Origin of the sequence: Geobacillus sp. 47C-IIb (assembly GCF_014679705.1) — a bacterium.
Lineage (GTDB): Bacteria > Bacillota > Bacilli > Bacillales > Anoxybacillaceae > Geobacillus > Geobacillus thermodenitrificans.
Genome location: NZ_CP061473.1, coordinates 780,354 through 802,450, shown reverse-complemented (window position 1 = coordinate 802,450; position 22,097 = coordinate 780,354). Strand labels below are relative to the sequence as shown.

Here is a 22,097-nt window from a genome sequence, read left to right as displayed (position 1 = left end):
AAAACTGTGCTCCACCGTTATTTGCCGATGACGGAAGAAGACAAACAAGAGATGTTGAAGACGATCGGTGTTGCCTCGATCGATGAGCTGTTCGCTGACATTCCGGAACAAGTCCGCTTCCGCGGTGAACTGAATGTGAAACGGGCAAAATCGGAACCGGAACTGTGGAAAGAGTTAAGTGCGCTGGCGGACAAAAACGCTAATGCGAGACAATATGTTTCTTTTTTAGGTGCTGGGGTGTACGATCATTATATTCCAGCCGTCGTCGACCATGTTTTAATGCGTTCCGAGTTTTACACGGCGTATACGCCGTACCAGCCGGAAATTTCGCAAGGCGAGCTGCAGGCCATTTTCGAATTCCAAACGATGGTGTGCGAGCTGACCGGCATGGACGTCGCCAACTCGTCGATGTATGACGGCGGCACGGCGCTTGCAGAAGCAGTGCTGCTGAGCGCGGCCCATACGAAGCGCCGCAAAGTGCTTATCTCTAACGCCGTCCATCCGCAATATCGTGAAGTCGTGCGCACGTATGCGAACGGACAGCGGCTTGAGGTGAAAGAAATTCCGTATAACGGCGGTGTCATTGATCTTGAGGTGCTTGCAGCCGAAATGGGAGACGATGTGGCGTGCGTTGTAATCCAATATCCAAACTTTTTCGGCCAGATTGAGCCGCTTAAAGCGATTGAGCCGCTCGTCCATGAAAAGAAGAGTTTATTTGTTGTTGCTAGCAATCCGCTCGCCCTTGGTGTTTTGACCCCGCCTGGGGAGTTTGGGGCCGACATCGTCGTCGGTGATATGCAGCCGTTTGGTATCCCGATGCAATTTGGAGGTCCACACTGCGGTTATTTTGCCGTCAAAGCGCCGCTCATGCGGAAGATTCCGGGGCGTCTTGTCGGGCAGACGACCGACGAGGAAGGTCGCCGTGGATTTGTGTTGACGTTGCAGGCACGTGAACAGCATATACGTCGCGATAAAGCGACATCGAACATTTGTTCAAACCAAGCGTTAAACGCCTTGGCTGCTTCAGTGGCGCTCTCGGCGCTCGGCAAGCGGGGGGTGAAAGAGATGGCGACGATGAACATGCAAAAGGCGCATTATGCGAAAAGCGAGCTCCAAAAACGCGGCTTATTATCGCCATTTGCCGGCCCGTTTTTTAACGAGTTTGTCATCCGGCTCAACCAGCCGGTCGATGATGTCAACGCCCGCCTGCGGCAAAAAGGGATCATCGGCGGCTATAATCTCGGCTTCGATTATCCGGAGCTTGCCAACCATATGCTCGTTGCTGTCACAGAACTGCGGACGAAGGAAGAAATCGATCGGTTTGTAAACGAATTGGGGGATGGCCATGCATAACGATCAACCGCTCATTTTCGAACGAAGCAAGCCAGGACGAATTGCCTACAGCTTACCGACACTTGACGTTCCTGCTGTTGATGTAAGCGAGCTTGTGCCGGCTGATTATCTTCGCACTGAGGAGCCGGAGCTGCCGGAAGTGTCAGAATTGGACTTAATGCGCCATTATACCGCGCTCTCCAAGCGGAACCACGGCGTCGATTCAGGATTTTACCCGCTCGGGTCGTGCACGATGAAATACAATCCGAAAATCAATGAAAATGTCGCCCGTCTCGCCGGGTTTGCTCACATCCATCCGCTGCAGCCGGAGGAAACGGTGCAAGGGGCGCTTGAACTCATGTACGACTTGCAAGAGCACTTAAAAGAAATTACCGGAATGGATGCAGTTACGCTGCAACCGGCGGCTGGCGCTCACGGCGAGTGGACCGGGCTGATGATGATCCGTGCCTATCACGAAGCAAACGGCGATTTCGGACGGACGAAAGTGATCGTTCCTGACTCGGCGCACGGCACGAATCCGGCGTCGGCAACGGTTGCCGGCTTTGAAACAGTTACGGTTCGCTCGACTGCTGATGGACTTGTTGACTTAGAGGACTTAAAGCGCGTTGTCGGCCCGGATACAGCGGCGCTTATGCTCACAAACCCGAACACACTCGGGCTGTTTGAAGAGCAGATCGTCGAAATGGCAGAAATCGTCCATGAGGCGGGCGGCAAGCTGTATTATGACGGCGCGAACTTAAACGCCATTCTTGGTAAGGCGCGACCAGGTGATATGGGCTTTGACGTCGTCCATTTGAACTTGCATAAAACGTTTACCGGCCCGCACGGCGGCGGGGGCCCAGGTTCTGGTCCGGTCGGGGTGAAAGCTGACCTCATCCCGTTTTTGCCGAAGCCGGTCATTGCCAAAGGAGAAAACGGCTATTATCTCGATGACGATCGCCCGCAATCGATCGGACGTGTCAAGCCGTTTTACGGCAACTTCGGGATCAATGTCCGGGCGTACACGTACATCCGCTCGATGGGGCCGGACGGCTTAAAAGCGGTGAGCGAATACGCCGTCTTAAACGCCAACTATATGATGCGTCGACTTGCCGACTATTACGATTTGCCGTATAACCGCCATTGCAAGCACGAGTTCGTTCTCTCCGGCAAACGGCAAAAGAAGCTTGGAGTCAGAACGTTGGATATAGCAAAGCGGCTGCTGGATTTTGGCTTCCATCCGCCGACGATTTACTTCCCGCTCATCGTTGAAGAGTGCATGATGATCGAACCGACTGAGACCGAATCGAAAGAAACGCTTGACGCGTTTATCGATGCGATGATTCAAATTGCCAAGGAAGCGGAAGAAACTCCGGAAATCGTCCAAGAAGCGCCGCATACGACTGTTGTTAAACGGCTCGATGAAACGACTGCGGCCCGCAAGCCGATTTTGCGCTATCAAAAAACGAAAAACTAATACCGATAAGCGGCTCGTCCAAAAATGGGCGGGCCGTTTCGTTTAGCCCGGCTGCGCCGCTATTGCAGCGTTGACAGAAAAGTTTAGTTAGTTTATCATATAAACTAATGGCGGTGATCCATGAATAAGGGGGAGTGAGACATGCAATACCGGCAGTTAGGAAGTACCGACCTTCGAGTGAGCGAACTCAGCTTCGGTACGTGGGCGATCGGCGGCTCATGGGGGAAAGTCGACGATCAAGAATCGTTGCGCGCCCTCGCCTACGCCATTGAGCAGGGGGTTAACTTTTTTGATACGGCTGATGTGTACGGCAACGGCCATAGCGAGGAGCTGTTGGCGAAGGCGACAAAAGGGAAGGAAGACCGCATCTACATAGCAACGAAGTTTTGTCGCGCCGGCGATATCCATGACCCAAACAACTATTCCGAAGCGTCCGTGCGCGCATATTGTGAGGCAAGCTTAAAACGGCTCGGCCGCGAGACGATTGATTTGTATCAAATTCATTGCCCGCCGTTTTCCATTTTAAAGCAAGGCGCCGTGTTTGAAGTGTTAGAGAAGTTAAAGCAGGAAGGAAAAATCCGCTATTACGGCGTCAGCGTTGAAACGATAGAAGAAGGGCTGTACGTCATCGAGCATTCGCAGGCAAGCGCGCTGCAAGTCATCTTCAACATTTTGCGGCAAAAGCCGCTCGAGCGTCTGCTTCCGGAAGCGAAACGGCGCGGCGTCGGCATTTTGGTCCGCCTTCCGCTCGCCAGCGGACTGCTGACTGGTAAGTTCACGAAGCAAACGACGTTTGCTGAGGATGATCACCGCCATTTCAACCGCAACGGTGAACAGTTTAATGTAGGGGAAACGTTCGGCGGCTTGGAGTTTGAAAAAGGGGTGGAGCTCGCCGACAAGCTGCGTTGGATTGCCGATGGGCGCGGCAGCATGGCGAAAGCGGCGCTCCGATGGGTCATTGACCATGAAGAAGTGACGTGCGCCATTCCAGGATTTAAAACGGTGAAACAAGTCGAAGAAAACTTGGCGGCGTTGGCGGTGCCATCGTTCAGTGAAGAAGAAATGGCGCGGCTTCGCCAGTTTTACGAGACTGAAGTGCATCCGCACATTCGCGGGGCATACTAAACGAAAAAAGGATGACTAGTCACGTGCGGACAGGAAACATTACTCTTGTCAAAAAAATGAATAAACAGCTTGTGTTGAAATTGATTCGCGACCAACATCCGATTTCACGCGCCGACATTGCGAAAATAACCGGATTGAACAAAGCGACCGTTTCCGCTCTCGTCGATGAACTCATTGACGAGCATTTGGTCCACGAAAGTGGAATCGGCGTTTCGACTGGCGGCCGACGCCCGCTGATGCTTCGCTTTAACGCCGACGCCGGCTCGCTCATCGGCGTTGAGCTTGGCGTCAATTATTTATATGCTGTTTTGACGAACTTAAATGCCGAAATCATTTGGGAGCAGCGGCGTTCGTTCCGCCCAGAGGAGGGGCAGGAGGCGATTGTGAGTGAGATGGTCGAACTGATTGAGGCGGCTATCCGTCGAGCGCCAGCAACGCCGTACGGTGTGATGGGGATCGGGATCGGTGTCCCTGGCATCGTTCACACAGAAAGCGGGACGGTCATTTTCGCGCCGAACTTGCGCTGGGGCGATGTGTCACTTGCCTCGGCTTTGCAAAAACAGTGGCCGCAATATCCGGTCATCGTCGAAAATGAGGCAAAGCTGGCGGCGCTCGGAGAAAAATGGTTCGGCGCCGGCAAGGAGTTTGCCCATTTTGTTTATATTAGCGCCGGCATTGGCATCGGCGCCGGTGTCGTCCTTCATCATCAGCTGTATCGAGGGGTGAACGGGCTGGCGGGTGAAATCGGCCATCATACGATCGACTTAAACGGTGTCCGCTGCAACTGCGGCAACATCGGCTGCTGGGAAATGTACGCGTCGCAAAAATATATTGAACGCCGTTTGGCGGAAGAGGGACGTGTAGAGTGGCTTGACGACCGCTTTTCCATCGCCGCGATGGCGTTGGCGGCCGAAAGCGATGACCAGCTGGCGCGTATTTTGGAAGAAACGGGCCGCTATCTCGGTATCGGGCTGCTGCAGGTGATTTATGCGTACAACCCAGAGGCAGTCATTATCGGCGGTCCGCTCGCCAGCGCCGGTGATTATATACTCCGAGCAGCGCGCAAAGAAGTGGAAGAGCGCATTCTCGTTAAAAATGAAAATGAGCCGTACATGATTGTCTCGGAGCTGAAAGAAAAAAGTTGCGCCATTGGCGCAGCCGCATCGGTATTAGAGGCGGTCGTTCTGCCGCCGGAATTTGAATCGTCGCTTTAATCGCTGCAAGCGAAAAGAGGCGTTCTGCTTTTTTCTAGCAGAGCGCCTCTTTTTTTGCAATAGCTAGGAATTTTTCTTTACTTTCCCCGTCCATTTTTTAAATCCGCCTTTTAAATGGTACAAATTGCGGTATCCTTTTCGGTAAAGCATTTGTGCGGCCCGCCCGCTGCGCAGCCCGTTTTGGCAATATAAATAAATGGGCTGGTCTTTGCGGAGTTCTTTCATACGCATACGCAGCTGAGTGAGCGGAATGTTGCGCGCCCCTAAAATATGTCCACCCGCGAATTCATCCGGTTCACGGACATCGATTAATTGCGCTTTTCGATAGCCGGCGCGGAACTCTTCTTCCGTCAATGCTTTGACAATTCTCCGTTGCCACAAATAGGTGATGACGGAATATACGAGGATTGCGCCAAGAATAATAAGCAATGCTTCCACCCGTTAGGCCTCCTTTCCCTTCGTCCACTATTCCTATTATATAGAGTTGTCTCCTAGAAGCAAAGTGTTTTCATAATGTCATTTTTCTTCCCTTAGCCGGCGTTGTTTGCTAAACTAGTAAAGGTGACAGAGAAGGCGGCCTAATCCGCCTTGCGGACAAGCCGCTGTAACGCCCTATATCGCATGCTCGAAATCGTAGAGAAGGTGAAACGATGGCAAAAGAAGTGTGGCGCTTTATCGATTCCGGCGACTGTTCGCCGTCGTTTAATATGGCGCTTGATGAGGCGCTCTTGGATTGGCACAGCGCGGGGAAAATTCCGCCGACGGTCCGCTTTTACGGTTGGAATCCGCCGACATTGTCAATCGGCTATTTTCAAAAAGTGGAGAAAGAAATTGATTTAGAGGCGGTGAAAAGGCACGGCCTTGGCTTTGTCCGCCGTCCGACCGGGGGGCGCGGTGTCTTGCATGACAAAGAATTAACGTACAGCGTGATCGTGTCAGAATCGCACCCGGACATGCCGCAGACAGTGACGGAAGCGTACCGTGTCATTTCCCAAGGCATTTTGGAAGGATTTCGCTTCCTTGGGCTTGACGCGTATTTTGCCGTGCCAAAAACCGAAGAAGAAAAAGCGGATTTGCGCAGCCCGCGTTCAGCCGTTTGCTTTGACGCACCATCATGGTACGAACTCGTTGTCGAAGGACGAAAAGTGGCCGGTAGTGCACAAACGCGTCAAAAAGGCGTCATCTTGCAGCACGGCTCGATTTTGCTTGATTTGGACGAAGACTTGCTGTTCAGCTTGTTTAAATATCCGAATGAGCGGGTGAAAGAGCGGCTGCAGCGCAATTTTAAAAACAAGGCGGTCGCGATCAACGAGCTGACGGAGCGAACGGTAACGATTGAGGAAGCGAAAGAGGCGTTTTACAAAGGGTTTGAAAAAGGTTTGGACATCTTGTTGGAGCCATATACGCTGACGGCTGAAGAGTTGGCGTATGTCGAGGAGCTGGCGCGGACAAAGTACGAAAGCGATGAATGGAACTTTAAGCGCTAAGCAGCAATGTGGAAAATCATTCATTTTCCGGCAAAAACGGCATCATCCATCTGGTTTTCTCCGCTTTTCGCCGTTTTTTGCCTTTTTTTCTGCTTGACAAAAATGAAATCATTTGTTCTAAATCACAATATATAGTATGATTTTCTTTAAAAATCATACTATATATTGTTTTTTTCTGTTTTGTATGGTAAGGTAGAGAAGACAGGACAACTTTGCCAAAACGTGAGAGATTATATAAAAGAGGAGAGATAGGAGAATGACGGTGGCGTCGTCCGAAAAAATGAAAATTAATATTGAGAAGCTAAACGAGGATATTCGTTTGTTTCCGCAAGTGCATCCGATTACGCCGGACATGCACATCACTCATAAAGGCGTGTCCCGTCTAGTAATGCTTGACCGGTATTCGTTTAAGGATACGGAAAAGCTGACGTTGGCGCCGGGCGATTTTGTCGTATTGACGATCAAGGAGGATCCGAAATTTCCAGCCCGTGGTCTCGGCTTTATTGTCGATATCGACTGGGACGCGAAAAAAGCGCGCGTGTTGATTGATGATGAATACCGGCATGTGCTTGAAGGCGAGGAGGCAGAAACGGGCATTGTGCTCCGCTCGCTTGACATTATCGACAAGCCGCTGGAAATTTTTTATGAACAAATCGCGAAACGGAACGCAACTGGGCTGGCTGCTGTAGAGAAAACAGAGGAAAAGCGCAACGAGTGGTTCCAAAAATTTTATGAGGAACTCTCGAGCATGAACTTTGTCCCGGCCGGGCGCGTGTTGTACGGAGCGGGTTCGGGCAAGGAAGTGACGTATTTTAACTGCTATGTGATGCCGTTTGTGAAAGATTCGCGGGAAGGCATTTCCGAACACCGAAAGCAGGTAATGGAAATTATGAGCCGCGGCGGCGGGGTTGGCACGAACGGTTCGACATTGCGGCCACGCCATACGCTCGCGCGCGGGGTAAACGGTAAATCATCTGGATCGGTTTCTTGGCTTGATGATATTGCCAAACTGACCCACCTTGTTGAGCAAGGTGGCTCCCGTTGACTAGGGCGCAAAACGGCGGGAGTAAAATCTCGCGAATTGCTGGAACACCCTAAAGCCAACTTGACCACAACGGAGCTGGTGACAGCAGACGTGACGGTTGGAAAACAAGTTGGATGCAACAATGGGCAACCAGCAGCCGAGCATCTCTGGAAACGGAGATGAAGGTTCAACGACTATTGAAACTTCCTACAGCCCTCGGTACACTCAGGATAACGAACACGGTTTCGTGGGGGAGGGCTATGGAAGGAGTAAATCGTATCCCGCGGCAACGGGGATACGAGGCGCGAGACAGGGAAGAGATAATGAAAAAAGCGAAGTATCTACATGAAGAGGGATATCGTCACGTTAAAATCGCCATGATGTTGGGGATTTCTAGGGGAACCTTAATGAGATGGAATAAAGAGCAAGGAGTATTCCAAACTAGAGCACCTGGAGAGGCTGGTAAGTTAGCAGTAAAAAATATCGTTATAACGAGAACTGTTTTTCTAATATCAAAACCCCGAATCAGGCTTATCCTTAGGTTAAACCGTAAATACGAGATATTCTCTTCCCTGATGATATAGTCTGATCTCCGACCGAAAGGCGGAGAGCTAGGCAGAAATGACCTAGCCCGCTCGTAGAAGCGAGCGAGTAACAATGTGCGCGGCGCCCAAATGATCATGCTTGCCGACTGGCACCCGGACATTATCGAATTTATCGTCTCGAAAATGCAAAACCCACGCATCTTGCGCTACCTGCTCGAAAATACCGAAGATGAAGCCATTCAAAAAGCGGCGCGCGATAAGCTGAAATTTACGCCGCTTACCGATCGGGAACGAGTGATGTACGAAGCGATTGTCCGGTACAAAAACGAGCCTGACTACGGTGGATTTACCGAAGAAATCATTAAAGACGCCGAAGAAAAACTGCGCACCGGCGGTACATATACCGTCCATAACCCCGACTTTTTAACCGGTGCGAATATTTCGGTCTGCTTAACAAAAGAGTTCATGGAGGCGGTCGAAAACGACGATGAATATGCACTGCGCTTCCCGGATGTAGAAACCTATTCCGAAGAAGAAATGCGCATTTATAACGAAAAATGGCATGAAGTTGGCGATGTGCGCGAATGGGAAAAAATGGGATACCGTGTCCGCGTCTACCGGAAAATCCGCGCCCGTGAGCTATGGAAGCTGATCAACATTTGCGCGACGTACTCCGCCGAGCCAGGCATTTTCTTCATCGACAATGCGAATGATATGACGAACGCCCGTGCGTACGGACAAAAAGTTGTTGCAACTAACCCATGTGGGGAACAACCTTTAGCACCATATTCTGTCTGCAACCTTGCCGCCATCAACTTGGCGAACATGGTCGATAAAGAGCGGAAAGTCGTCGACTATGAAAAACTGAAACGCACCGTCGAGATTGGCGTGCGAATGCAAGACAACGTTATTGACGCAACGCCGTATTTCCTTGAGGAAAATAAAAAACAAGCGCTTGGTGAGCGCCGCATCGGCCTTGGCGTTATGGGATTGGCTGACTTGCTCATTTACTGTGAAAAAGAGTACGGTTCTGAAGAAGGAAATCAACTCGTGGATGAATTGTTCCAAACGATCGCCACAACCGCTTACCGAGCGTCGATCGAACTGGCGAAAGAAAAAGGCAGCTTCCCGTTCCTTGTCGGCGAGACGGAAGAAGAAACGCGTCAACTGCGCGAAGCGTTCATCAACACCGGCTACATGAAACGGATGCCAGAAGACATTCGCCAAGATATTTTACAATACGGCATTCGCAACTCGCACTTGCTGACGGTGGCGCCAACGGGATCGACCGGAACGATGGTCGGCGTCTCGACCGGGCTTGAGCCGTACTTCTCGTTCGCATACTACCGGAGCGGCCGCCTCGGCAAATTTATCGAAGTGAAGGCCGATATCGTCCAAGAATATTTAGACAAGCATCCGGAAGCCGACCCGAACCATTTACCGCATTGGTTTGTGACGGCGATGGACTTGTCACCGGAAGCGCATGCTGATGTGCAATGCATCATTCAGCGCTGGGTCGACTCGAGCTTGTCGAAAACGGTCAATGCGCCAAAAGGTTACACGGTCGAGCAAGTACAAAAAGTGTATGAGCGGCTGTGGCGCTGCGGCGCGAAAGGCGGTACCGTCTATGTTGACGGCAGCCGTGATGCGCAAGTGTTGACGCTGAAAGCGGAAGAAAATACGGTCGAAGAGCAGCTGGAGCTCATTCCGGAAGAGACAGAAGAACAAGCGAAGAAACGCACTGTCGTTCTTGTCGATACGATTCAAGATGTGCGCTCCACTGATGTGACGATCGGCTCGGAAATTGGCAACATTTGCCCGATTTGCCGCGAAGGGACGATCGAAGAAATCGGTGGCTGCAATACATGCACGAGCTGCGGCGCTCAGCTAAAATGCGGGCTGTAATCGGTTGAGTATGTAAATTTAAAGTGTTGGATCATTGATCATAAAGTCCGATAAAACAACCTCTTATGTATTGTGAAACATAAGAGGTTGTTTTTTTATTATTGAACAAAAATGAGAAGTTTTGTTTTAAAAAGAGTCCTTTTGAATGTAATACAGTTTGAATCTTTTTTATTTAAAAAACACATTAATAATATATTTAAAAAAATAAAAAAACACTTTAATTTATTTAATAAGTATGTTAAAGTTAAATTGATAATATAAAAGAGAGGAGGGAGAATATGGATATAAATCATATCCCAAATTGGGTTTTATCCTTGGAAAACGAGGATTTGGAATTTATTAAAAATTTTGTTTTGAGCTCAGGTTCTTTAAAAGAAATGGCGAAGATGTATGAAGTATCGTATCCAACCGTAAGACTTAGGCTTGATCGTTTAATCGAAAAAATAAAAGTGAATGATTCATTAGAAAATGAGGAGTTTATTAAGTTTATCAAGCGTCTATCCATTGATGATCAAATAAGCGTAGAAGTAGCTAAATTAATTATTGAAAAATATAAACAGGAAAAGGGGGAGAGATAATGGACCTTGGAGCTTACGGAGTGTTTATTGTTGCTGGTGTTTTAGCAGTTCAATTCTTCCTTTCGACGAGGAATCGTGCATATTGGGGGGCAATTCTGCCAGTTGCTTATATTGTGGTGTTAACATGGATGTTAATATCCGAGCGAATGGAAAATGCTATTGCGTATGTCCTTTATTTATTGCTCGGTTTGCTTTTTTCTTATTGCTGAATGGCAAAGTGGCCGAAAATATCTATATAAGAAAAGAAAAAATGAATTAGATAAAATGAAAACTCTCGACTTGAAATAGAAATAAACATTTACGTATATATTCAAAAGAAATTTAAACAAATTAGCCATTTTCAGAACTGATATACAGTTAAGTCCATATAATTGTGTAAAAAGGGAAATAGAAAAAGAGCCATGTTGCTTCCCCTTTGGTAGAATAAACAGTGGACCAAAAACACCAAACATAAGGAGGAATGCAACCATGGCTCAATATCATATTACCCTAAATGATGAACTTTTGCACGGGTTATTCACCAGAGATGAGGGATTAGCTAAGCTATTGGAACAAGTCCTCAATCAAATCCTCGAGGCACAAGTAGAAGAACAGCTGGGAGCTCGCCGTTATGAACGAACGGAAGAACGAAAAGGCTATCGAAACGGTTCGTATCCACGCCAGCTGACGACCCGGGTAGGACGGTTGACCTTGCGCGTTCCACGGACAAGAGATGGGGAGTTCTCTACGGAACTGTTCCAACGGTATCAACGGAGCGAACAAGCACTGGTACTGGCACTAATGGAAATGGTGGTAAACGGGGTGTCTACCCGAAAAATCACTCAAATCACGGAGGAATTATGCGGCACTTCGTTTTCCAAATCCACGGTCTCCTCACTGTGCAAGGGACTGGATCCGATTATCCAAGACTGGAATTATCGTTCCCTTCATGAACACGTGTATCCGTTTGTGCTAGTAGATGCTATTTATACGAAAGTCCGGGAGGATGGACGAGTACGCTCCAGAGCCGTGTTGATCGCTACAGGAGTGAATGAGGAAGGATATCGAGAAATTCTTGGCCTGCAAATCGGAAACAGTGAATCGGAGTCCAGCTGGAGCGAGTTCTTCGGATGGCTGAAAGACCGGGGACTCCGGGGAGTGGACTTGATCATCTCGGATCAGCACGGTGGGCTGGTGCAAGCCATTGAAAAGCATTTCCAAGGCGCTACATGGCAACGATGCCAGACACATTTTATTCGCAATATCCTCGATGCCGCACCAAAGTATATGCAGGATGCCTTGCTCGAGGAGATTCGTGGGATTCTTCATGCTCCAAATAAGCAAACGGCCCGGCTGTTATTGGAACAAGTGCTGGCCAAATGGGAAGAAAAAGCCCCAAAAGCCATGCAAATCCTCGAAGAGGGATTCGAAGACGCCACCGCCGTATTGGACTATCCGGACCGTTATCGTCGGCGTCTGCGCACGACCAACGGAGTGGAACGGCTGAACGAAGAAATTCGTCGCAGAGAACGGGTCATCCGCATCTTTCCGAACCGGGAATCGGTGTATCGCCTCGTTGGTGCCGTGTTGATCGAAATCGATGAAAAATGGATGTCAGGGCGCAAATACTTGGATATGGCTGAATATTGGCAGTGGCGGAAAACGAAAGAGCAAGGAGTCCGATCGGTGAATCAGGAGGCTCCGGCGATCAAGAGAGTGGGATAACCTCTACGCCGTGTCAAGGAGAACGTGGAATACCGGAGCGAAGTGAGGATATGCCGCGAAAGCTCCTTGACACGCCTGTTCCTTGACAACATGATCATTTGTCCGGGAAGGCGACCGGCAGGGAGACTTTCCGGTCTTACCTACCATACGTCAAGTCATCAGGTCCATGTTGTCTATCAAAGGGGAATTTACACAATAATTTGGACTTGACCCTGATATACTTGCAACAAAGAGGCTGTCTCAAAAGGTCGTCTAAACCGACCTTTTGAGAGTAGCCTCTGTTTCTTTTTCTTACCATTTGGTTATTTATTCCTTTTTTGAGGCAGGAATTTCTCCTTATTTCCGAATTTTATCCTATTTTTTCCTTGTTGGGTCGGTCGTTGTGGCCCACTTTCTCAAATTGTGGGCAGCACAAACTAGACCCCACTCCAAGGTAATTTTTGGGAGGCCTCTCAATGAAAACCGATGAAATTGCTGATTATGCTTGATTTGCCCAAACACCGGCTCGTTTTCGATTTGCCGTCTTCGATATGTCGTCGCCCCTTCTTCCGTGGACAGCCGTTTCCGGATTTCTTGCCGTTGTTGTTGATTTTTCAAGGAAACGCGGATGGTTTTCGTGTCTTTGCCTTTGGCACATGCTGCTTGAAACGGGCATCCGGCACATGCTGTACAACGATACGTCCGTTTGACGATGACGTACCCGTTGTCGGTCGTTTCCTTCCGTTTATACACAAACACCAGCCGTTCCCCTTTCGCGCAAATCCACTCATCCAATTCCTCATCGTACGTCATGTTCTCGATTCGGCCGATCTCTTTCGCCCACGCTTTCGTTTGTTCCCGGTCCAATGTGTTGTACTTGATCAGCGCGACGATCTGCTTTTTTCTCGCAGTACGTGTAGTTCTCCTCACTCCCATAGGCGGAATCCGCAATCGCTCGTTTAGGCATGGGACGCCCATAGGCGGCCAATTGCTCCAAATGTGGAATGAAGCATCCGGCATCCCCCGCCCGTTGATGCACGCTAAATCCAGTGATGAATTGGTTCTCTGTCCCTATCTGCACATTATATCCCGGTTTGAGCTGGCCGTTTTTCATATGGTCGTCTTTCATCCGCATAAACGTCGCATCGGGGTCCGTTTTCGAAAAACTGTTTCGTTCGCCTAACACTTTTTTGTATTCTTCATATTTTTTCTTACGGGGGAGAATGTCTTGTTCCAATTGCTGTTTTGCTTTCTTTAACGTGCGATTCTTCGGCTCTTTCTTTAGATGTTCTTCCACTTGTTCGATCACGGCTTCGATCTTTTCAGACGTGATCGGTGAAGCTTCCAGCTTTTCTTGAAAATCTCCTTCTTGTTCCGACTCTTCATCCTCTTTTACCACCTGTTCGATCGAGGCTACGATTTTCCGGAATTTCTCCTCCAACTTCTGATCGTACTTTTCCGTTGATTTGCGCCAAACGAACGTGTACTTGTTGGCGCTGGCCTCGATTTTCGTTCCATCCAGAAAGTAATCCTCTAGTTTGACCAACCCTTCTTGACGCAGAAGATCGACAATGGAGAAAAACGTTTCGTAAATGATGTCCTTCATCCGTTCCGACCGAAATCGGTTGATGGTGCGGAAATCCGGTGTTTGATGGCCGGATAGCCACATAAAATAAATGTTTTCTTTCAATTGCTTGGCGATTTGGCGAGAGGAATAGATCCGATTGGCGTAGGCATACAGGATGACTTTCAACATCATTTTCGGATGATAGGCTGGGCGGCCTCCGCCGGGATAGAGGGAAACGAGCAGAGCTGGATCCATTTTTTCCACGGCTAGATCCACGATCCGGCAAAGATGATGTTTGGGAATGAGAATTTCAAGATCCATTGGCAAAATGAGTTGATCTCGGTTATAATAAATGTACATAAGAAAACCGTCCTTTCTTGGTAGGGTTGTGGTGACTCTATTATACCAAAAAAGGAACGGTTTTCTTCTTTTTTTGCCCAAAAAAGTGCCCCAAAAGCGAACGCTATGCGAACACTTTTGGGACATCCTCTTTTTTTTACATAAAAAAGAGGAGGAAAAATATAGTGATAAAAGGAGAGGAGAAACGAAGGGGGGAGTGGCGATGATTATTCATGTCGTCCAGCGCGGGGAAGCGCTTTGGCAGCTGGCCCGCCGCTACGGTGTCCCGTTCGAGCGGCTCATTGCTGCCAATGAGCTGAGCGATCCGAATCGGCTTGCTACCGGGCAAGCGGTTGTCATTCCGGTGCCGTATCGCTATCATACCGTTCGTGCAGGGGAAACGTTATGGCAGATCGCCCATTCGTATGGAGTGACGGTCGAAGCGATCGTACAGGCGAACCGAATCGCCAACCCGGCGCTCATTTATCCAGGCACAGCATTGTTGATCCCGGCTCGCATTCATACGGTGCGCGCGGGGGAAACGTTAGGGCAAATTGCCGCCGCCTACCAGGTCAGCGTCCAGCAAATCATTGAGTTTAATCCGATTGCCGATCCGAATATGATCGTTCCCGGACAGCGGCTTGTCATTCCACCAGCCAAACCGATCATTGACGTGAATGCATTTACGATCGACCAGGGGGAGAAAGGGGCGGAACAAGTGCGTGAAGTTGGCCGCCATTTGACATATGCCGCCCCGTTTGCCTATACGATGCGCGCTGATGGTGGGCTGAATCCCATCAATGATGTGGCGATCATTCAGGCCGCCTCTGCTGCGCGCATCGTGCCGATGATGACGATCACGAATTTTACGTACGAAGACCCAGGCTCGCGGCTAGCGCAAACGATTTTAGCTGACGTTGCACTGCAAACGCGGTTGCTTGACAATATCATTCAAGTGATGCGAGCGAAAGGGTACCGGGCGTTGAATGTTAATTTTGAAAATGTCTACCCGTCCGACCGTGAGCGGTACAATGCGTTTTTGCGGCGGGCGGCAGCTCGGCTTCACGCGGAAGGATATTTGCTATCGACATCGCTCGCGCCCAAAGTCAGCGCGGAACAAAAAGGATTGCTGTATGAAGCGCACGATTATCCAGCTCACGGGCGCATCGCCGATTTCGTCGTGCTCATGACGTATGAGTGGGGCTATCGGTTTGGACCGCCGCAAGCGATTTCTCCGGTGAATCAAATTCGGCGCGTACTTGATTATGCCGTGACGGCGATCCCGCGAGAGAAAATCATGATGGGGTTTCAAATTTATGCCCGTGATTGGGTGTTGCCGCACGTGCAAGGACAAGAGGCAGAAACGTTCAGCCCGCAAAAAGCTGTGGAGCGCGCCATTCGCTACGGAGCATCCATTCAGTACGACCCTGTGGCCGCCTCGCCGTTTTATCGCTACACGGATGAGCAAGGACGCCGTCACGAAGTATGGTTTGAGGATGCTCGCAGCGCGTTGGCGAAGTTTGAGCTGGTGAAAGAATACAGGTTGCGTGGAATCAGCTACTGGGTGCTCGGGTATCCGTATCCGGAAAACTGGGTGCTGTTAGAAGACAATTTCCGCGTCCGCAAGCGCGGATAAGTCAAGTAGTTAGCGTGTATGTGCTAGTCATAGGGCATATGCTTTTCCCTTACGTTTTGAAGTTCGAGCTGCTTTTTCAATTGGTAGATTTCGGTGGTCATGCTGGCCGATTTTGCTACTCACGTATTCAATGTTTGCATTGTGTTAATATGCAATGCTCGCCGGTTCGCTCGTTCTTGTTTTTTAAAATGGCTTCGCGTCTTTTCCCTATGGATTCACAGTGTGAACGAAGGAAGAAAAAAAGCGTCCTAATTAGGACGCTTTTGTACCAACTTCTGCGTACTTCTTCTCTGTTTCAGCAACGATTACGGCACAAACGGCATCACCGGTAGTATTGACAGCAGTGCGGGCCATGTCTAAAAGCCGGTCGATGCCGATGATCAATGCGATCCCTTCGACAGGGAGGTTGACGGAATTCAGCACCATCGCCAGCATCACTAATCCGACACCGGGCACACCCGCCGTTCCAATGCTGGCCAATACAGCCGTTAATACAACCGTTGCTAATTGCGAGATAGTAAGGTCAATACCGTAAGCTTGAGCGATAAATATAGTGGCGACCCCTTGCATAATGGCCGTGCCATCCATATTGATGGTTGCTCCTAATGGCTGCACGAAACTGCTAATGTGTTTAGGCACACCGAGTTTTGTTTGGGCCACGTTCATTGAAATCGGCAGTGTCGCGTTACTGCTCGATGTGCTGAACGCCACTCCCATCGCCGGAGCGAACTGTTTGAAAAAGGAGAACGGATTGCGCTTGGCAAACAGGTAGAGCGATGAGCCGTATGTGAACAGCATATGAAGGATCAAACTGAAAAGAACGACAAACATGTACATTCCCATCGAGCGGATGGCGTCCATTCCTTGGCTGCCGACGGCGGAGGCGATTAAGCCGAATGCACCATACGGGGCAAACCGCATAATGACAGTGACTAAATACATCATCACTTCATTGCCTTGCTCCATGAGTTTGAACAAGCCAGCTGTTTTTTCTCGCAACATCGAAAGCGCAAACCCGACAAAGATGGAAAAAGCGATAATTTGCAGCATGTTTCCTTCTGCAAACGCTTGAACAGGGTTTTTTGGAATAATGTTTAATAAAGTTTCTGACACAGGTGGTGCCTCTTTTGGTTCAAATTGAGCCTGGCTGATGTTAAAGTCGCCGACGCTCCCAGGTTTGGTTACTAACGCTAATGAAATGCCGATAACAATGGCGATGGCTGTAGTGATGAGGAAATACGAAATGGTTTTGATTCCGATTCGTCCGAGTTTTTTTGGATCTCCTAGTCCGGCTGTCCCTAATACGATGGAAAAAAAGACGATAGGTACGACGATCATATTAATTAAATTTAAAAAGAGTTTACCGAGAGGCGTAAACACATATGTGTTGACTATATCAAATGATTGGGGGAAAAGAAGGTTGAAGGCCAGTCCGACGATGGATCCAAGTACGAGTGCGATAATGATTTTTAACGATAACTTCATACAATCCCTCCAATTCTTTTAACAAAATGTAATGTTATTGTATCTTACATTTCGTGCCTTAACAAGGTAGAAACAAAAAATTTTTTGTTTAGTTAGAATAATTTTTAAGGTGCAGGTGATCTAGACGCGGTCGAAAAATGATGTCAAATGAAAGAAGAGAGCGATTTTCCTTCCTCCCTAAACCATACTATATAAGTTGAATTAAAGATTTACAACTGAACACACAAACGATCGATCGTTTGTTCTGGTTTCTGGTTGATTCGCTGAATAAAGGCTTGGACATTCTTTCTAATTTCTTGCACACTCGAATAGAACACGTTGTAAATCACGTCTGATTTCAGCCATTTCCATAGCCCTTCAATCAAGTTCAATTGCGGACTGTATGGTGGCAAAAAGACGAGCTCTAACCGATCTTCGTGTTCTTTTAAAAATGGCTGAATGAGTTTGGCATGGTGAATTCGAGCGTTATCTAAAATCATCACTATTTTGCCTGTGGGATAGCGTTCTAACACAAGTTGAAGAAATCGAAGAAATGTTTCCGCGTCATAGCATTCTTCTTCGATGCAAAACACTTCCCCCTGTTTCGTAGTTCAACGTGCCAATCAGCTTCAGCCCTTGATGTTTTCCAAACGTCGGAATGATTCGTTGTTTTCCTTTGACAAACCATGTTTTTTGAATCGCTTGGTAATCACGAATCATCGACTCATCTTGAAAGAGGACATGGGCGATGTTCCCATCTACCAGTTTTTTTTTACTTCAGGGAAGGTGATTTCGACGAATTCTTTTTGTTTCTCTTCATCGGCATTGGCTAGTGTATAGGTCGGTTTCGTATAGCTTAGCCCTAACCGATGCAGAATGTCACTTGTTCCGCGAAGCGTGTATGTTGGCCCCCACTTTTGTTGAATGAGTTCAGCGATTATCGCAAGCGTCCAATTATATTTTGCTTCGAATCCCACATCTACGGGGAGCTGATGTTCAATGATCAAAGCCAGCTCTTTTTCCTGCTCAGGGGTCAATCGACGTGGGGCGCCAGGTGAGTATTTCATCTCCAGTCCATCAAGACCGCGCTGGGCGTAGGCATGAATATAGTTATAAATAGTTTTCTTGGATCGACCAATAATCGTTGCGATTTCTCCTTTGGTATATCCCTGCAAATGAAGATAAATCGCTTGGTAGCGTTCATATGCTCGTTTACTTTTTGCTTCTTTCATGGCAGTGGACAACTTTTCGATCTCGTCTTTGTGATTTGGCATCATATTTTCTCTCCGTTCCCCTATTTTCTCTTTGTATTTATTCGCCGTGGAACGGGAGAAAACCTTTATTTCAATTTATATAGTATCGAATCTAGGGAGGATAGCATCGAAAGTTCTATGAAAGTTAGAAGACAACTTCCGATAAGCCAGGGGCTAGAGCGTATGCGCTTTTCCTTTGTAGTTTGACGTTCGAACTGCTTTTGAGCGGATAAAATTTGGTGTCATGTTGACTAACTTTGCCGTTCACGTATTCGATGACGATGTTCGTGTTGCATCAATCATTCGACAATCGTTCAAACATACGGCGATGGTCGGCCAGTTCGTCTTCGATTTTTTTGAAGTGGCTCCGCACCTCGATGATGAAATGATCCAGCTTGTCCTCACGATGGATTTGCCGTTCCCCGAGGCGGTCAACTCGTTTATGAATCGGTTGCCGTTTTTCCTTCAACACTGCACGAAGCGATCAATCAGCTCGCGAGACAGCGTAACTCTCTCTCGTCCGTTTAGTTTTTTTGCGGTTGCGCGCTTATCATGGTGTATCGCAAAGTCGGATAAATGCTTGAGAGGAAAACGAGTCGGTGGCAACGAAATAGTGAGCGAAAGGATCGAATTGGTTCGTTGGATTCCGATCGAGACGCAAAGAAGTTTGTGAAAGGTTGAAGAAACGAGGGGATCAACTTGAATTTCGCATGGATTGCCGAACGGTTTCGGCGTTTTGCCGTCCATGAATGCCGAGGATCTAGTCCGTTGTATGAACATCTCTCTTTTCACATCGCTGCAGATGAGAAGCTTCTCTGTCTTGCTTCGCACGCTCGCAGCGGCCAGCCAGTTCCCAACTTGTTGTTTGGGGCAGTACATGATTTGCTGTTGAAAGGGTATGAACATGAGTTGCGAGAGTTTTACGGAAGTATCGTTAAGAAGCCACGGCCGCCGGCAACTGCTTTTCCTTATTTCCGTGATTTTTGCCTTTGTTACTGGGAAGATCTGAAAGACATATTGGCTTATCGGCTCGTGCAAACAAATGAAGTCCGGCGCTGTTCGTATTTATATCCTGTTTTTTGCTGGATTTACGAACAAGTGAAAAAGCCTTTGTCACTCATTGAAATTGGCACAAGCGCCGGTTTGCAACTGGTGTGGGATCAGTACCGGTACAATTATGGACAGCAAGGTTCCTATGGAAATGTATATTCTGATGTTCTTATTACCTCAAACATTCATGGAGACAGGTCGCCTTTTTTATTACTGGAAAGCCCGCCGGTTGCCGAACGGATCGGTATCGATTTGCATGTGATTGACTTGAAAAAAGAGGATGATCGACGATGGATGGAGGCGCTCATTTGGCCTGAACATCATGATCGGCGCCAACTGTTTGCACAAGCGGCCCGTCGACTTGAACAAATGCCGGTGCGCCTGATCGAGGGGGACGGGGTCAAACTTCTTGCTGAGATCGTGGCACAAGTTCCGTCGGATACTGTTGTTTGCATTTTCCATACGCATGTCGCAAACCAAATGTCCGAGGAGGCAAAACATATGTTGATGGAACAGATTCACGAAATCGGCTGTCAGCGGGATTTGTTCCATGTGTATAACAACATGTGGGATCGGAAATTGCATCTGGATGGCATGATTGACGGCCGAGAATATCGGAAAATCGTGGCTGAAACCGATGGGCATGGTCGTTGGTTTCGCTGGGAGATGAACATATCAAATTGGGGGTAATGAGCCTTCCATGAAAAATGATGCCAAGCAAAAGAAGCACGCGATTTCCCTCCATCCTTGAATCATACTAACATCAAATACGGAGAACATGGAGGGAAATGAATGAAACCGTTTGTGCCCAAACTTGTGTATTTCGAGCCGGAGGCGTTGTCGTATCCGCTCGGGAAAGAACTGTATGAGAAATTTACGCAAATGGGAATTGAGATTCGGGAGACGACGTCACACAACCAAGTGCGCGGCATTCCTGGAGAGACGGAGCTGGCGCGGTATCGAAACGCGAAATCGACGCTCGTTGTTGGTGTACGGCGGACGCTGAAATTCGATTCCTCGAAGCCGTCCGCGGAGTATGCGATTCCATTGGCGACCGGATGCATGGGCCATTGTCATTATTGTTATTTGCAAACGACATTAGGAAGCAAGCCGTACATTCGCGTGTATGTCAATTTGGACGACATTTTCGCGCAGGCACAAAAATATATTAACGAGCGCGCGCCCGAGATCACCCGTTTCGAGGCGGCGTGCACGTCCGACATTGTCGGGATTGATCATTTGACCCATTCGCTGAAAAAAGCGATCGAGTTTATTGGTGCGACCGACTACGGCCGGCTCCGGTTTGTGACGAAATATGAGCATGTTGACCATTTATTGGATGCCCGGCATAACGGTAAGACGCGGTTTCGCTTCAGCATCAACTCCCGCTATGTCATCAACCATTTCGAGCCGGGAACGTCCTCCTTTGACGGGCGGCTTGCAGCGGCGCGCAAAGTGGCCGGCGCCGGCTATAAACTTGGCTTTGTCGTCGCGCCGATTTACCGGCATGAAGGTTGGGAACGAGGGTATTTCGAATTGTTTCAGGAGCTCGCTCGGCAATTGGAAGGGATGGACTTGTCGGATTTGACGTTTGAGCTTATTCAACACCGGTTTACCAAGCCGGCGAAACGAGTGATTGAGCAACGATATCCGAAAACGAGACTTGACCTTGATGAGACGAAGCGGAAGTACAAATGGGGGAGATATGGGATCGGCAAGTATGTGTATCGTGACGAGGAAGCGAAGGAGCTCGAAGACACAATGCGCCGCTATATTGAACAGTTTTTTCCGGGCGCTTATGTGCAATATTTTACGTAATCCCCTCTGTATGATATAATGGTATTGATTGCTATTTTTTTGCCTGTCAGGAAGTCCAGGGGATACGAATCGTCATGGATGGAATGGCTTCGTTATGCTATGGCAGGTGAACATGGCAGGAGGGGACAAACGTTGCCGACACCGAGCATGGAAGATTATATTGAACAAATTTATATTTTGATTGAAGAGAAGGGCTATGCCCGCGTCTCTGATATCGCGGAGGCGTTGTCCGTCCATCCCTCCTCGGTGACGAAAATGGTGCAAAAGCTCGATAAGGATGAATATTTAGTGTATGAAAAATACCGTGGTCTCGTTTTGACGCCGAAAGGGAAGAAAATTGGCCAGCGGCTCGTTTATCGTCATGAGCTGCTTGAGCAGTTTCTTCGTTTGATTGGTGTCAACGAGGAAAACATTTACCACGACGTGGAAGGGATTGAACATCATTTGAGCTGGAACGCCATCGACCGAATTGGCGATTTAGTGCAATATTTTCAAGAGGACGAACGCCGCATAGAAGCGCTTCGCAATATCCAAAAGCGCAATGAACAAGGAGAGTAAGCCGTTGCTTGCTCTTTTTTTGTTTTCCGTACTAAACGCCTC

General features: G+C 48.5%; 17 protein-coding genes and 3 pseudogenes. 15 read left to right on the top strand and 5 right to left on the bottom strand.

What is annotated here, in order from left to right:
- The first annotated feature begins 6 nt into the window (after positions 1-6).
- The 4 genes from gcvPA to IC804_RS04010 all read left to right on the top strand — a co-directional run bounded on the left by gcvPA (position 7) and on the right by IC804_RS04010 (position 5,148).
- Complete coding sequence (gene gcvPA, locus IC804_RS04025; RefSeq protein WP_081157229.1) at positions 7-1,353, top strand: aminomethyl-transferring glycine dehydrogenase subunit GcvPA; 1,347 nt, start codon at positions 7-9, stop codon at positions 1,351-1,353.
- Positions 1,346-2,809, top strand: a complete 1,464-nt coding sequence (gene gcvPB, locus IC804_RS04020; protein ID WP_008879840.1) for an aminomethyl-transferring glycine dehydrogenase subunit GcvPB — start codon at positions 1,346-1,348, stop codon at positions 2,807-2,809. The genes gcvPA and gcvPB overlap by 8 nt, the downstream gene beginning before the upstream one ends.
- A gap of 141 nt (positions 2,810-2,950) precedes the next feature.
- Positions 2,951-3,934 (top strand): aldo/keto reductase, encoded by a 984-nt coding sequence (locus IC804_RS04015; RefSeq protein WP_008879839.1) that lies wholly within the window; start codon positions 2,951-2,953, stop codon positions 3,932-3,934.
- Between the two features lie 23 nt (positions 3,935-3,957).
- On the top strand, positions 3,958-5,148 hold the full coding sequence (locus tag IC804_RS04010) for an ROK family transcriptional regulator (protein WP_008879838.1): 1,191 nt from the start codon (positions 3,958-3,960) through the stop codon (positions 5,146-5,148).
- Between the two features lie 63 nt (positions 5,149-5,211).
- Here the strand turns inward: IC804_RS04010 and IC804_RS04005 are convergent, their stop codons facing one another.
- Positions 5,212-5,586 (bottom strand): rhodanese-like domain-containing protein, encoded by a 375-nt coding sequence (locus tag IC804_RS04005; RefSeq protein ID WP_008879837.1) that lies wholly within the window; start codon positions 5,584-5,586, stop codon positions 5,212-5,214.
- A gap of 212 nt (positions 5,587-5,798) precedes the next feature.
- Here IC804_RS04005 and IC804_RS04000 point away from each other — a divergent pair, with 212 nt between their 5' ends.
- The 7 genes and pseudogenes from IC804_RS04000 (at position 5,799) to IC804_RS03975 (ending at position 12,391) form a co-directional block, all read left to right on the top strand.
- Positions 5,799-6,635 carry a lipoate--protein ligase family protein gene (locus tag IC804_RS04000; protein WP_008879836.1) on the top strand — a complete coding sequence of 279 codons (837 nt, stop codon included), beginning with the start codon at positions 5,799-5,801 and terminating at the stop codon, positions 6,633-6,635.
- A gap of 262 nt (positions 6,636-6,897) precedes the next feature.
- Entirely contained in the window at positions 6,898-7,680 is a 783-nt protein-coding gene (locus tag IC804_RS03995) for a ribonucleotide reductase N-terminal alpha domain-containing protein (protein WP_369802837.1), read from the top strand.
- 113 nt (positions 7,681-7,793) lie between these two features.
- Entirely contained in the window at positions 7,794-8,243 is a 450-nt protein-coding gene (locus tag IC804_RS19010; RefSeq protein WP_011887792.1) for a terminase gpP N-terminus-related DNA-binding protein, read from the top strand.
- Between the two features lie 78 nt (positions 8,244-8,321).
- Positions 8,322-10,109: pseudogene (locus IC804_RS03990) on the top strand (vitamin B12-dependent ribonucleotide reductase); the annotation flags it as partial.
- A gap of 278 nt (positions 10,110-10,387) precedes the next feature.
- Positions 10,388-10,687, top strand: coding sequence for a DUF2089 family protein (locus IC804_RS03985; RefSeq protein WP_008879832.1), 300 nt, complete (start codon positions 10,388-10,390; stop codon positions 10,685-10,687).
- Positions 10,687-10,896 (top strand): hypothetical protein, encoded by a 210-nt coding sequence (locus IC804_RS03980; RefSeq protein WP_223812890.1) that lies wholly within the window; start codon positions 10,687-10,689, stop codon positions 10,894-10,896. Before IC804_RS03985 ends, IC804_RS03980 begins: the two co-directional genes overlap by 1 nt.
- 259 nt (positions 10,897-11,155) lie before the next feature.
- Positions 11,156-12,391, top strand: a complete 1,236-nt coding sequence (locus IC804_RS03975; RefSeq protein ID WP_031406929.1) for an IS256 family transposase — start codon at positions 11,156-11,158, stop codon at positions 12,389-12,391.
- A 354-nt stretch (positions 12,392-12,745) separates the two neighbouring features.
- On the opposite strand, the pseudogene IC804_RS03970 reads toward IC804_RS03975, so the two are convergent.
- Positions 12,746-14,297, bottom strand: a pseudogene (locus IC804_RS03970) (IS1182 family transposase).
- Between the two features lie 202 nt (positions 14,298-14,499).
- Here IC804_RS03970 and IC804_RS03965 point away from each other — a divergent pair.
- Entirely contained in the window at positions 14,500-15,912 is a 1,413-nt protein-coding gene (locus IC804_RS03965) for a glycoside hydrolase family 18 protein (RefSeq protein WP_081157640.1), read from the top strand.
- 252 nt (positions 15,913-16,164) lie between these two features.
- Here IC804_RS03965 and IC804_RS03960 read toward each other — a convergent pair whose 3' ends face one another.
- From IC804_RS03960 to IC804_RS18455, 3 genes and pseudogenes are all read right to left on the bottom strand, one after another.
- Positions 16,165-17,397, bottom strand: a complete 1,233-nt coding sequence (locus IC804_RS03960) for a dicarboxylate/amino acid:cation symporter (protein WP_081157641.1) — start codon at positions 17,395-17,397, stop codon at positions 16,165-16,167.
- 209 nt (positions 17,398-17,606) lie between these two features.
- A pseudogene (locus IC804_RS03955) lies at positions 17,607-18,653 on the bottom strand (IS630-like element ISBs2 family transposase).
- A gap of 271 nt (positions 18,654-18,924) precedes the next feature.
- Entirely contained in the window at positions 18,925-19,098 is a 174-nt protein-coding gene (locus IC804_RS18455; RefSeq protein WP_223812889.1) for a hypothetical protein, read from the bottom strand.
- 230 nt (positions 19,099-19,328) lie between these two features.
- On the opposite strand from IC804_RS18455, the gene IC804_RS03945 reads away from it, so the two are divergent.
- The 3 genes from IC804_RS03945 to mntR all read left to right on the top strand — a co-directional run bounded on the left by IC804_RS03945 (position 19,329) and on the right by mntR (position 22,055).
- Positions 19,329-20,369: a DUF2332 domain-containing protein gene (locus tag IC804_RS03945; protein WP_011887789.1), complete on the top strand. Its 1,041-nt coding sequence runs from the start codon at positions 19,329-19,331 to the stop codon at positions 20,367-20,369.
- 102 nt (positions 20,370-20,471) lie between these two features.
- Complete coding sequence (splB, locus tag IC804_RS03940; protein ID WP_029761062.1) at positions 20,472-21,497, top strand: spore photoproduct lyase; 1,026 nt, start codon at positions 20,472-20,474, stop codon at positions 21,495-21,497.
- Positions 21,498-21,629: 132 nt separating this feature from the next.
- Positions 21,630-22,055 (top strand): transcriptional regulator MntR, encoded by a 426-nt coding sequence (gene mntR, locus IC804_RS03935; protein ID WP_008879826.1) that lies wholly within the window; start codon positions 21,630-21,632, stop codon positions 22,053-22,055.
- Positions 22,056-22,097 lie beyond the last annotated feature (42 nt).

Coding starts and splice junctions, on each gene's coding strand:
- gcvPB (WP_008879840.1), top strand. CDS start 1,346: ATGCATAACGATCAACCGCTCATTTTCGAACGAAGCAAGCCAGGACGA.
- IC804_RS04015 (WP_008879839.1), top strand. CDS start 2,951: ATGCAATACCGGCAGTTAGGAAGTACCGACCTTCGAGTGAGCGAACTC.
- IC804_RS04000 (WP_008879836.1), top strand. CDS start 5,799: ATGGCAAAAGAAGTGTGGCGCTTTATCGATTCCGGCGACTGTTCGCCG.
- IC804_RS19010 (WP_011887792.1), top strand. CDS start 7,794: ATGCAACAATGGGCAACCAGCAGCCGAGCATCTCTGGAAACGGAGATG.
- IC804_RS03985 (WP_008879832.1), top strand. CDS start 10,388: ATGGATATAAATCATATCCCAAATTGGGTTTTATCCTTGGAAAACGAG.
- IC804_RS03980 (WP_223812890.1), top strand. CDS start 10,687: ATGGACCTTGGAGCTTACGGAGTGTTTATTGTTGCTGGTGTTTTAGCA.
- IC804_RS03975 (WP_031406929.1), top strand. CDS start 11,156: ATGGCTCAATATCATATTACCCTAAATGATGAACTTTTGCACGGGTTA.
- IC804_RS03965 (WP_081157640.1), top strand. CDS start 14,500: ATGATTATTCATGTCGTCCAGCGCGGGGAAGCGCTTTGGCAGCTGGCC.
- IC804_RS03960 (WP_081157641.1), bottom strand. CDS start 17,397: ATGAAGTTATCGTTAAAAATCATTATCGCACTCGTACTTGGATCCATC.
- splB (WP_029761062.1), top strand. CDS start 20,472: ATGAAACCGTTTGTGCCCAAACTTGTGTATTTCGAGCCGGAGGCGTTG.